Origin of the sequence: Pantoea sp. Seng, assembly GCF_009829935.1 — a bacterium.
Lineage (GTDB): Bacteria > Pseudomonadota > Gammaproteobacteria > Enterobacterales > Enterobacteriaceae > Pantoea > Pantoea communis.
Genome location: NZ_SZZV01000023.1, coordinates 14,500 through 28,284, shown reverse-complemented (window position 1 = coordinate 28,284; position 13,785 = coordinate 14,500). Strand labels below are relative to the sequence as shown.

Here is a 13,785-nt window from a genome sequence, read left to right as displayed (position 1 = left end):
CCTGATCGCACTTTGAAGGTGGGGTCGCCTTAAACGGCGCCCCAAAGTTAGGCTAGCGTGCTTTGATGGCGCCCGCTCGACAGATCATGGATAAGTGCGTAGTGATGGCGACTTTAAGTTAGTTCAGCGTGTTGTGACGACGAGCGTACGTTAAATCAGCACGTTTTGTAGGGTGCGCAGTTATGTGCACCGAAATTAATACTCAAATTTTCAAATCGATACATCCAACCTTGAGCAAACAAATGAGTGAAATAATTTTTGGTATTCATGCCGTGCAGGCGCTGCTGGAACGTGATCCTCAGCGTTTCCAGGAAGTCTTTATTCTCAAAGGCCGTGACGATCGTCGCCTGCAGCCGCTGATTGCCGCACTGGAAGCTCAGGGAATTGTGGTTCAGGTGGCTAACCGCCAATGGCTCGACAGCCAGGTGGAAGGCGGTGTGCATCAAGGTATCGTGGCACGCGTCAAGCAGGGTAAAAACTATCAGGAAGGCGATCTGCCGGATCTGCTGCAAAGCCTGGAAAAACCGTTTCTACTGGTACTGGATGGCGTTACCGATCCGCATAACCTCGGTGCCTGCCTGCGTAGCGCCGATGCGGCGGGCGTGCATGCCGTCATCGTGCCGAAAGATCGTGCCGCCCCGCTGAATGCCACGGCGAAAAAAGTCGCCAGTGGTGCAGCAGAGAACGTGCCATTGATTCGCGTCACCAACCTGGCACGTACCCTGCGTTTACTGCAGGAGTACAACATCTGGGTGGTTGGCACCGCAGGTGAAGCCGATCACACCGTGTACCAGAGCAAAATGACTGGCCCGATGGCGTTGGTGATGGGTGCGGAAGGCGAAGGCATGCGTCGTCTGACCCGTGAACACTGCGATGAGCTGATCAGCATCCCAATGGCGGGCAGCGTCTCTTCACTGAACGTCTCTGTCGCCACCGGCGTCTGCCTGTTCGAAGCGGTACGCCAGCGTTTGGCGTGATCCCCACCGCAAAAGTGTTTCTGAGCCAGGCATAACTGCACATCCCCCTCATACTTGAACCATGCGTTTTATGAGGGAGATGCCACATTATGACCTGGACAACCCACAGCGTTTTCAATCAGCCCCATCCTCTCAGTAACAGCAATTTATTCACCCGCGATATCGCTTTGTGCGAGGCAGTGGCACGTGAGGGTGCTGGCTGGGACCGCGAATGGCTGGCCTCTGTCGGACTGCAACTCGGCAGCGCGGAATCGCTGGAATTAGGTCGGCTGGCGAATACCCAACCGCCTGAGCTGCAGCGCTATGACGCACGCGGTGAACGGCTGGACGAAGTGCGCTTTCACCCGGCCTGGCATCTGCTAATGCAGGGACTATGCGCCAGCCGCTTGCACAACCTCAGCTGGCAGCCCGATGTTCAGCCTAATGCGATGGTAGCGCGTGCCGCGCGCTTTATTCTGCATGCTCAGGTCGAAGCGGGTTCACTCTGCCCTGTGACCATGACCCACGCCGCCATTCCGCTACTGCAAAATCATCTGCCGGAGGCCTACGCGGATTGGCGCGAGGCGCTGCTGAGCGATCGCTACGATGCGCATCACCTGCCGGGCAACAAAAAGCGCGGCCTGTTGATTGGCATGGGCATGACCGAGAAGCAGGGCGGAACCGATGTGCTCAGCAACAGCACGCGCGCGGAACCGATTGGTGTGCACGGCACAGGCGAGCCTTATCGCATCACCGGTCACAAATGGTTTTTCTCTGTGCCGCAAAGCGATGCGCATCTCATTCTGGCGCAGACTTCGCAAGGGCTGAGCTGTTTCTTTCTGCCGCGTCTGCTGCCTGATGGCACGCGCAACGCCATTCGCATCGAGCGCCTGAAGGACAAGCTAGGCAACCGCTCCAACGCCAGCGCCGAGGTGGAATTTCAGGATGCGATTGGCTGGCTGATGGGCGAAGAGGGCGATGGCGTGCGGCTGATCCTGAAAATGGGCGGCATGACACGCTTTGATTGCGCATTGGGCAGCCATGGCTTAATGCGCCGCGCCTTATCGATTGCCCTGCATCACGCGCAGCAGCGTCAGGTGATGGGCAAAAACCTTAGCGATCAGCCATTAATGCGCACCGTGCTGGCGCAGCAGGCATTGCAGTTAGAGGGGCAAACCGCGCTGCTAATGCGATTAGCGCGTGCATGGTCCACCCCCGCCAGCGAGCACGAACGTTTATATGCGCGACTGTTCACCCCCGCCGCCAAGTTTGGCATCTGCAAAGCGGGCATGCCGTTTGTGGCAGAATCGATGGAAGTGCTGGGCGGCATCGGCTATTGCGAAGAGAGTGAACTGCCGCGTCTGTACCGTGAGATGCCGGTTAATAGCATCTGGGAGGGTTCTGGCAACGTGATGTGCCTCGACGTGCTGCGCGTGCTGGGTCGCCAGGCGGACGTCATGACCATGCTCAACGATGAATTTGAAGCGGTAAAAGGTAGCAATCGCCACTTTGATCGTCGCTGGCGCCAGTTAAGGCTGCAGCTCAACCATGTGCGGGAAGGTATGGCACGTGAGGTGACGCAGGAACTGTTACAACTGGCGAGCGCGGCGATTCTGTTAAAAGTGGCAGAACCGCCGTTGGCTGATGGCTGGTGCGATCAACACCTGGATATGCGGGGGCGGCGTTCGTTGAGTGACGACCTCTGCACGCGCTTACTGTTGCGCGCCAGCGCTGGTTGAAGGCGCACCATAGAGAATCGCAGTACCGTACCAAAAACCGGGCAGCGTGGTTTCATCCAGCATCAGGATTTGGTAGTAAACCGCGCCCGCCTGATTCGCGCGTGCGGCCAGTGCGCGCTCGGCATCATCCGGTGAACCACGGGTAGAGACCGTAATATTGCCCAGCTTGCGCAAGCCATAGCTTTGCGCGCGGCTGATTTCCTGCGCGTGGCTGGTGGGCGGCGGTGGGGCTTCCGGCGTGGTTTTAAACGCAGCACATCCGGTTAGTAATAGGCTCAGCACCAGTAAAAAGCGACGCATAACACGCTCCTGGAAAGGAAGATGGCTCCAGTTTAGGCCATATTCCTTCTTCACATCAGTCTTTAAGATGAAAAACACTCACCAGCTGCGTCAAATGATGACCTTGCTGGCTTAGCGTCTGCGCGGTGGTTTCCGATTGGGTGATCATATCGCTGCTTTGGTGCGTCGCCTGGCCAATATGATTCATCGCCAGATTAACCTGACCAATGCCCGCTGCCTGCTCTTGTGCGGCGATATTGATCTCGCCCATCAGCGTTTTCACCTGCTCAATATGGCTGACGATATGCTGCATCGCATCACGCGTTTGCTCCGACAGCGTATGCCCAGCCGCCACTTTATCGATGGAAGTGGCGATCAAGTTATCGATCTCTTTAGCCGCATTGGCACTGCGCTGCGCCAGCGCACGGACTTCCGCTGCCACCACGGCAAAGCCTTTGCCGTGCTCACCGGCACGCGCCGCTTCCACCGCCGCGTTAAGTGCCAGAATATTGGTTTGGAAAGCGATCGATTCAATCACATGGGTGATATCAGCAATGCTCTGTGAAGCCACGCGGATCTCCGCCATAGTTTCGACCGAGCGTGCCACCGTACTGCCGCCATGATTGACGGTGCTGGCCGCTTCACCGACCAGCGCCATCGCCTGGCGGACGTTGGCCGCGGTTTGCGCCACCGTCGCGCCAAACTGCTCCATGCTGGCAGAGGTCTCTTCCACGCTACTCGCCTGACGATTGATCTGTTCGCTAATGCTGGAGCTGCTGGCGGCGATAGTGTCAGTGCCACGACTGATATCGCGTGCCGCATAGCGAACCTGACTCACCACTTTTTCCAGCCCATCGCCGATACCGTTTATGGCCGCGACCAGTTGACCGATTTCGTCACGGCGGGTGGAATCCAGATGCGCCTGCAAATTACCGGCCGCATACTGCTCTGCCAGATGAATCACCTGCTGCAACGGGCGCGTAATAGCGCGTCGGCTGTACCAGATAAAGCCCACGGCAAAAGCGATGACCAGGGCAAGCCCAATGACGATAAACAGGTTACGGCTCTGGGTTATCGGGGCCAGCAGGCTGGCACGACTCACTTCTCCGGCAATAATCCAGTTCCAGCCCGGCAGTTGCTGCCACGCCAATAACTTAGTCTCGCCATCGAGCTCAATACTCATTAACCCTTTTGGCTGGGTTAACAGTTGCTGCTGGACGGTCTGATCCCAACGCGGCAATTTGCCTTCTGATTGACGATCAAACAGATACTGTCCCTGCGTGCTGCCGGTGGCACCGTTCAACACAAAGAAGTTGCCACTGTCGCCGAGATGGCGCGCCAGCACTTTGTCGCGCATCAGGGCGTATTGAGTATCGATCTGTACGCCAACGAACAGAATAGCGATCACCGCGCCGCTCTCATCCTGCACCGGCTGATACTGGGTGATATAACGATGGCCAAACAGCGTGGCCAGTCCGCGATAAACTTCGCCCTGATTGACGTTGCGCCATGCCGCGCTGCTGCGATCCAGTTTGGTGCCGATGGCGCGGTTACCGTCCTGTTTTTTCAGCGAGGTAGCAATACGGACATAGTCTTCACCGTCACGCACAAAGATGGTCGACACCGCACCGGTGCGATCGAGAAAATCATCCACCGCGATTTGATCGAGGTTGAGGGTTTTCAGCCCGGCGCGCAGCGTAGGCGTGCTGAATTCGCCGACCTGAATGCGATCGTTCTCATCACGACTAAAGCGCTTGGGCAGGAAGCTCTGGAAAAGTTTGGTGTAGTTCGCCACTTCTTCAGACAACGTGGCGTTAAACATGGTGGCCATTTCATTAATGCCCAGCACCTGATTTTGCATATCGTCAGTCGCCAGCTGCTCCAGTTGACGGGCCGCGTTATGACTCAGTGTTAGGGTCAGGGTAAACAGCACAATCGCCACGCTTAAAGACGTCAATACAGACAGTTTAATGCCGAGACCCATGGCGCTGAGAGAGAGACGCTTCATAAAGTACCTATTTCAAGACTATTGGAGGGGTACAAGATCAACGGCAAATGCGGCAAAAGGTTTAGTACAGAAATTATTCTGATTAAATGTGAAGTCGCTCGCGTTTTGTCGCTCAGCGCTTACACTGTGACGGGTGATAATCATTCTCAACGGAGGCGGTATGATTGAGTTGGCAACGGAAAACCTGGCAGGTATTGAGTGTATCCATGCGGCTCCCGCAGGACAGCGGCAGGCACGGTTACCCACCATCCTGTTTTATCACGGCTTTACCTCATCCAAAGAAGTGTACAGCTACTTCGCGGTGGCGCTGGCGCAGGCTGGGTTCCGCGTCGTGATGCCGGATGCCGACATGCACGGCGCGCGCTACAACGGGGATACTGAAGCGCGTATGACGCACTTTTGGGAGATCCTCAAACAGAACATCGACGAAGTACCACAGTTAGAAGCGGCGCTGCGTGAGAAAGATTTGATTGCCGATGAGCGCTTTGCAGTGGCTGGTGCTTCGATGGGCGGCATGACGGCGTTGGGCGCGATGGTGCGCTATCCGCAGATTCATAGCGTCGCTTGTATGATGGGCTCCGGTTACTTTATGCAGCTCAGCCACACGCTGTTCCCACCGCTGGTGGCGCGCACGCCAGAACAGAAAGAGGCCTTCGCTGCTCGCCTCGCGCCGCTGGCACCTTACGATCCCAGCCAGCAACTGGATAAGCTGGCCAATCGCCCGCTGCTGTTATGGCACGGTGAAGCCGATGAGGTGGTGCCGTTCGCTGAAACCGTCCGGCTGGAGAAAGCGCTGCGTGAAGCCGCGTTGAACGAAAAAATGACCTACCTGTCGGAAAAGCACATCGGCCACAAAATCACGCCTTCAGCCCTGACTGCACTGGTGAGTTTTTTCAAACATCAGCTGTAGAAACAACTCGGGCTGGCAAAGTGAGCCAGCCCGTTACGTCATCCGATTTACAGTTGTGAAGACAGACGATCTGCTGCACTGGTATTCGCACTGACTGGGTTACTGCCAGGCGCATCCAGCCGGTTGACATAGACATAGCCTGAAGCCGCATTGCTGCTGTTACTTCTCATCTGCTGCGCGTAGTCAGCGGAGCTGGCGAAAGCGGGTGGAGACAGGAAGAGACCCAGTAAAGTGGCGAAAATGATGGTTTTCATATTCGACTCCTCACTCCAGGGATTACACTCTCAGACGCCGCGAATAAGCCAAACCGTTGCGCCTGTAAATAGTTTAGTTCTTCGCCACATTGATGCCAGATCGCCCTGTTGAACGCCTCCATCAGCAATTTTGAATAAACCCTCGCTAACCCGCTGAATCTTAATCCTTAGCACAAAAGGTGCGCTTAACTGGCACGACCCACGCGATTTGATGAATTGTGCGCTTGAGTTTCCAGGGGGACGCCAGTATGATTACGCGTCAATTTTTCAGCTGCATTCAGAGGTGTGTTTCATTTAAATGATTCACAACCTATAACGTTCCTTGCTTCCATGGGCCGCAGCTGACCCCGACAGGAGGCTGAATAATCCGTAAGGAGCTATCGATGCGTCATTACGAAATCGTATTTATGGTCCATCCTGACCAGAGCGAACAGGTTCCAGGTATGATCGAGCGTTACACTGGTGCTATCACCGGTGCACAGGGCACGATTCACCGTCTGGAAGACTGGGGCCGCCGTCAGCTGGCTTACCCAATCAACAAACTGCACAAAGCTCACTATGTTCTGCTGAACGTAGAAGCACCGCAGGAAGTGATTGACGAGCTGGAAACTAACTTCCGCTTCAACGACGCCGTTATCCGCAGCATGGTTATGCGCGTTAAGCACGCGGTAACTGAAGCATCTCCGATGGTTAAAGCGAAAGATGAGCGTCGTGATCGTCGCGAAGACTTCGCTAACGAATCATCAGATGACTCAGATGCTGGGGATTCTGAAGAGTAATCCGACATGACGGCAAATCGACTGCGCCTGTCAGGCACTGTGTGCAAGACGCCAGTTCGAAAAGTCAGTCCGTCAGGGATTCCTCACTGCCAGTTCGTGCTTGAGCACCGTTCTGTGCAGGAGGAAGCCGGTTTTCACCGGCAAGCCTGGTGTCAGATGCCGGTGATTATCAGCGGCAGCACCCATCAGGTGATTACTCAACATATAACGGTCGGTACGCAACTCGTTCTCGAAGGTTTCATTAGCTGCCATCAGGCACGCAATGGTCAGAGCAGAATGGTGTTACATGCCGAGCAGATTGAATTGATAGATTCTGGAGACTAGCCAAATGGCACGTTATTTCCGTCGTCGCAAATTCTGCCGTTTCACCGCGGAAGGCGTTGTAGAGATTGATTACAAAGACATCGCTACACTGAAAAACTACATTACCGAAAGCGGTAAAATTGTCCCGAGCCGTATCACCGGTACTCGTGCAAAATACCAGCGTCAGCTCGCTCGTTGCATCAAGCGCGCTCGCTACCTGTCCCTGCTGCCATACACTGATCGTCATCAGTAATTGGTAGTTGTCCATTAACGACTTTAAGAGGATAAGGTAATGCAAGTTATTCTGCTTGATAAAGTAGCAAACCTGGGCAGCCTGGGTGATCAGGTTAACGTTAAAGCGGGCTACGCTCGTAACTTCCTGGTTCCACAGGGCAAAGCTGTTCCTGCTACCAAGAAAAACGTTGAGTTCTTCGAAGCGCGTCGCGCTGAACTGGAAGCCAAACTGGCTGACGTTCTGGCTGCTGCTAACGCACGTGCAGAGAAAATCAACGCACTGGGCACCGTTACCATCGCGTCTAAATCAGGCGACGAAGGTAAACTGTTCGGTTCAATCGGTACCCGCGACATCGCTGATGCAGTAACTGCAGCTGGCGTTGAAGTGGCTAAGAGCGAAGTGCGTCTGCCAAACGGCGTTCTGCGTTCTACCGGTGAGCACGAAGTTGACTTCCAGGTTCATAGCGAAGTGTTCGCTAAACTGGTTGTGAATGTAGTGGCTGAGTAATTTTTTACTCGGTAACGCGAAAACGCCGGCCATGTGCCGGCGTTTTTGTATCTGCGATTTACTGAGCGCGGATAAAGCTGCCGTCGGGCTGGCGAGTAAATAACACCGGGCCGTTGCTGCCATCCACCGTTAATCCTGTCACCACGCCTTGCGCGTTCTGACGAACCTTCACCTGCTGGCCATTCTTCAATGCGCTAAGCGGCTGATCGTCACCCTCGACGCGTGCCATCGCGAACACATCATTCACCGGCAGATTATTGTCGCGGAACAACTGTGCCAGCGTCTGACCTGATGCCACCGTGTAGTTATGCCATTCGCCCTGAGAATCGGTTTTCGGTTGGGTGTTCTGCGGCTGCTTGTTATCGTAAATCTCTGCCTGTAACGGCACCTCTTTGCTGCTGTTATCTGCCGGGCGCTCAATCGGATATTGCGGCGTACTGCTCGGCCAGAGAAACGCTAATAGCAGAACCAGTAAGGCAATCACAATGCCACGGCGATGGAAGGCCGGTAGCGGGTTCATCCAGCGCACATCATCCAGCAGATGCCAGACGCGCAGCAGCACGGCGGGAACGCGGGAAGGGGTATCAGAAGCCATTCGTGAATCCTCCTCGCTGGCGGCCTTGCGCGAAAATTGCGGCAGCCAACGTTGCAACCTCGATAAAGTAAAAGCACGCGGTGCGCGCGTCCTGCGGCGTCGTGGGGCGATCTGGCCCATGTATTCTCTCTTTCTTAGCGCTGTACGACGAAAACGTTGCCACAGCTATAGTATGGGCAATGCGGGCGCGAAGTGCCTGCCAGCATTGAAAAATTTGACCTGCGTATTGTTTCTCTTTCCCTGGTAAATGTCATCTGCGGCGCTGCAGATTTTACGCCAGCCGCCTGCGCTGTTATGCTGCCGTTTCTATTTTCTCCGGGATTAAGGAATCAAGATGACCACCCCTTCATTCGACAGCGTCGAATCACAAGCAAGTTACGGTATCGGTTTACAGGTCGGCCAGCAGCTGCAGGAATCTGGACTGCAGGGCCTGCAGCCAGAAGCACTGCTCGCGGGTCTGCGCGACGCGCTGGAAGGGAACTCACCGGCTGTGCCTGTTGACGTGGTACATCGCGCGCTGCGTGAAGTGCACGAACGTGCAGAAGGCGTGCGCCGTGAGCGTGTGGAAGCCATGGCGGCTGAAGGCCATAAATTCCTGGAGCAGAATGCGCAGCGTGAAGGCGTGAGCAGCACGGAATCTGGTCTGCAGTTCAGCGTAATCGCTCAAGGTGATGGCCCGATTCCATCACGTCAGGATCGTGTCCGTGTACACTACACAGGCAAACTGATCGACGGTACGGTATTTGATAGCTCAGTGGCACGTGGCGAACCGGCTGAATTCCCGGTAAGCGGCGTGATCGCGGGCTGGATTGAAGCGCTGACCCTGATGCCAGTGGGTTCTAAGTGGGAATTAGTGATTCCACAAAACCTTGCCTACGGCGAACGCGGTGCTGGCGCATCCATCCCGCCATTCAGCACCCTGGTATTCGAAGTCGAGCTGCTGGAAATTCTGTAATCTGAATTTTTCGTAGTGGATGGCCAGTCGTGAATGACTGGCCATTTTTTTGCCAATCTTACTGCTTCTGCAAATCTACCTGCCAAATCGCAAAACCGATCTCGTCACTGCCCACGGCTTTCATCGGATAATCAGCGTACTTCTCAATAAACTGCGTGGCTTTCTCGCCCGGTGCGGTTTCAAAGCGAATATCCAGCGGCGTATCACTGTGAATCGGCGCTAAACGCCAGTTATGATCGGCCTGCGGTTTCACTTCGCCGTGTACTTTGGTTTCGCTGCTGATATAAGCCGCGACCACTGAACGGTTCTCATCTGGTGAAGCAAACGCCACGTATTTATCGCCGGTGCCGGCAAACTTCCCGCCGTAAGCACGATAGTTGTTAGTGGCGACGAGGAATACCGCATTAGGGTCGATGGGCTTACCCTGCCATATCAGATCCTTAATGCGTGAAGCGTCTTTGTTAATCAACGTACATTCGCCGTCATAGCGTGCAGGCTGCGTCACATCGATTTGGTAATCGACGCCATCAATCACGTCGAAGTTGTAGGTGCGGAAATCCCAGTTAATCAGTGCCTGCGGTTTACTGCTGTGCGGATCGATCTGATTAAACTGCGCGGCTGAGCATTCCAGCCACTCTCTCACCTGTGCACCGGTGACTTTCATCACCACCAGGGTATTCGGATAAAGATACAGGTCGGCGGCATTGCGGAAGGTCAGTTCACCTTTCTCTACTTCGGTATAGCTGGCGGGATCGTTTTTACGCCCACCGGCTTTAAACGGTGCGGCAGCCGAAAGCACTGGCAAGCGGCCGAGATCGGGATCGCCCTGAATAAAGTGCTCAACATAGGCGCGCTGGGCATTATTCACGATCTGCACAGTGGGATCGTCCTGCACCAGCGACAGATAGCTGTACATTACATCGGCGGATTTACCGATAGGCTTAGCAACAAACTCACGCGTGGCACGGTGATCCTGCTCCAGCACTTTCACCAGACCGCTGTCTTCTGCGGCCAGTGATTTTTTAGCAACCGGATCGTAAATGGGCCGCGCTTCAGCCTTGCCCTGCATGACCTGCCACTTGCCGCCTTCGTTATTCAGCACCAAATCGACCACGCCGAGATGATCGCCCCACATGCCGGGCATCACTGCCGGAACACCGTTCAGCGTGCCTTGAGCAATGTCAGCGCCTTTAATGGCTGCGAACTCTTTGCTGGGGAACACCGCATGCGCGTGACCAAACATAATGGCGTTAATCCCTGGCACCTGGCTGAGGTAGTAGACGGAATTCTCTGCCATGGCGTGATAAGGCTCACTGCTTAAACCTGAGTGCGGAATGGCGATGATTATTTCAGCACCTTTTGCGCGCATTTCCGGCACATAGCGCTTCGCTGTTTCCGTGATGTCATCAACGCGCACTTTGCCCTGCAGATTGTTGCGATCCCACACCATAATCTGTGGTGGAACGAAGCCGATGTAGCCAATTTTTAAGCGATGCGGGTTACCGCTGCGGTCGGTAACGGTGGTTTCTTTGATGAGATAGGGGGTTAACAGCGGTTTTCCGCTTTTTTCATCGATAATGTTGGCATTCACATAGGGAAAGCGTGCCCCGGCAATCGCTTTCTGCAGATAGGGTAAGCCGTAATTGAATTCGTGATTGCCTAAGTTGCCTACTGCGTAATCCAGCGTGTTCATCGCTTTATATACCGGATGCACATCGCCTTTTTTCAGCCCCTTAGCGGCCATGTAATCGCCCAGCGGGCTGCCCTGAATGATGTCGCCGTTATCGACCAGCACACTGTTTTTTGCTTCTGCGCGTGCCTGTTGAATCAGCGTGGCGGTGCGCACCAGGCCAAATTTCTCAGTTGGTGTGTCTTTGTAGTAATCGAAATCCATCATATTACTGTGTAGATCGGTGGTTTCCAGAATGCGCAGATCCACTGTAGCGGCTTGCACCGTGGCCGCCGTCACACACAGCGCCAGTAACGACATGCTCGCTTTGAACATGATTTGCTCCTTGTCTGATCTAATGGGCCTCTCAAAATAATGTAAAACAATGACGAATTATCATTTCAATTTGTGATGTGTCTCAGACTTTCACACATCAGCAGGCTTCGCTGTCCGCTAAAAAGGGATTCAGTATCACGCCATAGCCGCCAACCTTGAACTATGGTATTGATAATCATATAGATTGCCGTTTCAGACAGTTCAGCCGCAAAGCATGGGAACACAACTGCTAAAATGTGTAGAGGTGAGCTGTTGATGTCTGACAGGCAGAATCAGCGGAAAAGAGGTGAAGAATGTTAGATAAAATTAGCCAATTGGCGCGTGAAGCAGGCGATGCGATTATGCATGTCTATGCGGGTGAGCAGCCTATGGATGTGACGCGCAAGTCAGATGATTCGCCGGTCACGGCTGCCGATCTCGCGGCGCACAAAGTCATCGTGGAAGGGTTGGCCGCGCTCTCCCCAGAAGTGCCGGTGTTATCAGAGGAAGATCCGCCGAGCTGGGCGGTGCGTCAGAACTGGAAAAAATATTGGCTGGTGGATCCGCTGGATGGCACCAAAGAGTTCATCAAGCGCAACGGTGAATTCACCGTCAATATTGCCCTGATTGAAAACGGCAAACCGGTGTTAGGTGTGGTCTATGCGCCCGCGTTGGGTGTGATGTATTCGGCCGCTGATGGCAAAGCCTGGAAAGAAGAGGGCGGCCATAAAACGCAGATTCAGGTGCGCGAGGCGCGTCCACTGCTGGTGGTTGTCAGCCGTTCGCATGCAGATAAAGATGAAGAGCTGAAAGAGTATCTGACGCAGTTAGGCGAACATCAAACCACGGCAATTGGCTCTTCACTGAAATTCTGTCTGGTGGCGGAAGGTAAAGCGCAGCTCTATCCGCGTTTTGGGCCAACCAACATTTGGGATACCGGAGCAGGTCACGCGGTGGCGATTGCGGCGGGAGCCCACGTGCATGACTGGCAGGGTAAAACTCTCGACTACACACCACGCGAATCCTTCCTGAATCCGGGTTTCCGCGTCTCGCTGTTTTAGTTCCTGACGCGCACTTTGCGAAAGAAGCCTGTGTTTTCGCTATTCATTCCGGGATGAATATAGAACACAAGCCGGGCAACACAGGGTCGCCATTAATGGCGACCTCCGTTTTTACTGCAACAGCTCACGGATGAGTTTCATCGCCTGCTGCACTTCATCCTGCGTAAGTGCACCCTCTTTGGCATATCGCACATGCCCGGTCTTATCCAGTACCACAATTGCCGAACCCCCTTTCTCCAACTGCCAGACCTTACGCACGTTGCCGTTGCTGTCGACGATAAATTGCGACCACGGATATTGCTGCTTGTTGCTCTCAATACTGCTGCGCACAAACATCCCCGTGCCGGGAATCGCATCGTCGGTGTTCACAATGGTGGTAGTCTGGTAACGGTCATGCGGGAATTTCGCCGCTTTGATCGCCTCAATCAGCGCGGCATTCTGTTCTTTGGCCGAAGAACGCCCGGCAATATGTAAGGTGACACGCACTTTTCCACTCAGCTGCGCGCTATTCCACGGTTGGTAGCTAAACTTATCTTGTTGATAAAGCAGTTCGCCTCTGTCGCTCACGCCCACTGGCGGAACACGATCGCCGATCTTAAAAGCATGGGCTGAGACAAGGCTGGGAACCAGCAGTGCCAGGGCTAACACAGAGTGTGCCAAACGCATGGTGATACTCCTTAGTGATCCGACCAGTTATTCATGTTTTTGCAATATTAGGTGTGGATGATGCGCCTGTCGCGATGAGTTAACAGCTTTGCAACCCACGCCACAATTCCTTAATGAGTGAAGGTTTATACTGGGTTTTGTGAACGGCATAACAGAGTGTTCTGTAATAATGTGTCAATTCAGTAAAAAATTCACCTTTTAGGAACATACGTAACGATTGGTGTTCTATAGTTATGCCTCATTTGCGCTTCATGGGTTCGTACCGGATTTGGCAACGACGAAGCGTAGTACATCTGTTCAGGAGTTAGACAGTATGAAAATCTTCCAGCGCTATAATCCGCTGCAAATTGCGAAATACGTAAAAACGCTTTTTAAAGGAAGGTTGTATATCAAGGATGTTGGCGCGTTTGAGTTCGATAAAGGCAAAGTGATGTTGCCCCGCGTCAAAGATAAACAGCACCTTAGCGTGATGTCCGAGATCAACCGCCAGGTCCTGCGTTTGCAAGCCGAGTACAACTAAGAAGTAAAAAAGAAAGGGCGTCATGCAATCAGGC

Annotated in this window: 16 protein-coding genes; 10 read left to right on the top strand and 6 right to left on the bottom strand. The window is 54.0% G+C overall.

Annotation, left to right across the window (positions count from 1 at the left end):
* The first annotated feature begins 242 nt into the window (after positions 1-242).
* Together rlmB and FD737_RS20345 are read left to right on the top strand one after the other, a co-directional pair.
* The gene (gene rlmB / locus FD737_RS20350) at positions 243-977 is read left to right on the top strand and encodes a 23S rRNA (guanosine(2251)-2'-O)-methyltransferase RlmB (RefSeq protein ID WP_034829342.1); all 735 of its coding nucleotides are present in this window, start codon (positions 243-245) and stop codon (positions 975-977) included.
* An 89-nt stretch (positions 978-1,066) separates the two neighbouring features.
* On the top strand, positions 1,067-2,695 hold the full coding sequence (locus FD737_RS20345; RefSeq protein WP_160834424.1) for an isovaleryl-CoA dehydrogenase: 1,629 nt from the start codon (positions 1,067-1,069) through the stop codon (positions 2,693-2,695).
* Here FD737_RS20345 and bsmA read toward each other — a convergent pair.
* Together bsmA and FD737_RS20335 are read right to left on the bottom strand one after the other, a co-directional pair.
* Positions 2,669-2,995, bottom strand: a complete 327-nt coding sequence (gene bsmA / locus FD737_RS20340; RefSeq protein ID WP_097119492.1) for a biofilm peroxide resistance protein BsmA — start codon at positions 2,993-2,995, stop codon at positions 2,669-2,671. The two genes, FD737_RS20345 and bsmA, sit on opposite strands and share 27 nt — an antisense overlap.
* Positions 2,996-3,050: 55 nt before the next feature.
* A complete protein-coding gene (locus FD737_RS20335; RefSeq protein ID WP_160834423.1) occupies positions 3,051-4,982 on the bottom strand; it encodes a methyl-accepting chemotaxis protein in 1,932 nt (643 codons plus the stop codon).
* A gap of 160 nt (positions 4,983-5,142) precedes the next feature.
* Here FD737_RS20335 and yjfP point away from each other — a divergent pair, with 160 nt between their 5' ends.
* Positions 5,143-5,892 (top strand): esterase, encoded by a 750-nt coding sequence (gene yjfP, locus FD737_RS20330; protein ID WP_097119493.1) that lies wholly within the window; start codon positions 5,143-5,145, stop codon positions 5,890-5,892.
* Between the two features lie 47 nt (positions 5,893-5,939).
* On the opposite strand, the gene FD737_RS20325 is transcribed toward yjfP, so the two are convergent.
* Positions 5,940-6,146, bottom strand: coding sequence for a hypothetical protein (locus FD737_RS20325; RefSeq protein WP_034829327.1), 207 nt, complete (start codon positions 6,144-6,146; stop codon positions 5,940-5,942).
* Positions 6,147-6,529: 383 nt separating this feature from the next.
* Between FD737_RS20325 and rpsF the strand changes: the two genes are divergently transcribed.
* From rpsF to rplI, 4 genes are read left to right on the top strand one after another with little or no spacing between them, the layout of a single operon-like run.
* Entirely contained in the window at positions 6,530-6,925 is a 396-nt protein-coding gene (gene rpsF, locus FD737_RS20320) for a 30S ribosomal protein S6 (protein WP_034829324.1), read from the top strand.
* Positions 6,926-6,931: 6 nt separating this feature from the next.
* Positions 6,932-7,249 (top strand): primosomal replication protein N, encoded by a 318-nt coding sequence (priB, locus tag FD737_RS20315; RefSeq protein ID WP_034829319.1) that lies wholly within the window; start codon positions 6,932-6,934, stop codon positions 7,247-7,249.
* A 4-nt stretch (positions 7,250-7,253) separates the two neighbouring features.
* A complete protein-coding gene (gene rpsR / locus FD737_RS20310; protein ID WP_002210155.1) occupies positions 7,254-7,481 on the top strand; it encodes a 30S ribosomal protein S18 in 228 nt (75 codons plus the stop codon).
* Positions 7,482-7,520: 39 nt separating this feature from the next.
* Positions 7,521-7,970: a 50S ribosomal protein L9 gene (gene rplI / locus FD737_RS20305; protein WP_034829315.1), complete on the top strand. Its 450-nt coding sequence runs from the start codon at positions 7,521-7,523 to the stop codon at positions 7,968-7,970.
* A gap of 58 nt (positions 7,971-8,028) precedes the next feature.
* Here rplI and FD737_RS20300 read toward each other — a convergent pair whose 3' ends face one another.
* Positions 8,029-8,685: a LysM-like peptidoglycan-binding domain-containing protein gene (locus FD737_RS20300; RefSeq protein ID WP_160834422.1), complete on the bottom strand. Its 657-nt coding sequence runs from the start codon at positions 8,683-8,685 to the stop codon at positions 8,029-8,031.
* A gap of 214 nt (positions 8,686-8,899) precedes the next feature.
* Between FD737_RS20300 and fklB the strand changes: the two genes are divergently transcribed.
* Positions 8,900-9,520 carry an FKBP-type peptidyl-prolyl cis-trans isomerase gene (fklB, locus tag FD737_RS20295; RefSeq protein WP_038644441.1) on the top strand — a complete coding sequence of 207 codons (621 nt, stop codon included), beginning with the start codon at positions 8,900-8,902 and terminating at the stop codon, positions 9,518-9,520.
* A 58-nt stretch (positions 9,521-9,578) separates the two neighbouring features.
* Here the strand turns inward: fklB and FD737_RS20290 are convergent, their stop codons facing one another.
* Positions 9,579-11,525: a bifunctional 2',3'-cyclic-nucleotide 2'-phosphodiesterase/3'-nucleotidase gene (locus tag FD737_RS20290; protein ID WP_160834421.1), complete on the bottom strand. Its 1,947-nt coding sequence runs from the start codon at positions 11,523-11,525 to the stop codon at positions 9,579-9,581.
* Between the two features lie 293 nt (positions 11,526-11,818).
* Between FD737_RS20290 and cysQ the strand changes: the two genes are divergently transcribed.
* Positions 11,819-12,565: a 3'(2'),5'-bisphosphate nucleotidase CysQ gene (gene cysQ, locus FD737_RS20285; protein WP_160834420.1), complete on the top strand. Its 747-nt coding sequence runs from the start codon at positions 11,819-11,821 to the stop codon at positions 12,563-12,565.
* 111 nt (positions 12,566-12,676) lie between these two features.
* Here cysQ and FD737_RS20280 read toward each other — a convergent pair whose 3' ends face one another.
* Complete coding sequence (locus tag FD737_RS20280) at positions 12,677-13,231, bottom strand: YtfJ family protein (RefSeq protein WP_160834419.1); 555 nt, start codon at positions 13,229-13,231, stop codon at positions 12,677-12,679.
* Positions 13,232-13,544: 313 nt separating this feature from the next.
* Here FD737_RS20280 and FD737_RS20275 point away from each other — a divergent pair, with 313 nt between their 5' ends.
* Entirely contained in the window at positions 13,545-13,751 is a 207-nt protein-coding gene (locus FD737_RS20275) for a DUF1107 domain-containing protein (RefSeq protein ID WP_031280153.1), read from the top strand.
* Positions 13,752-13,785 lie beyond the last annotated feature (34 nt).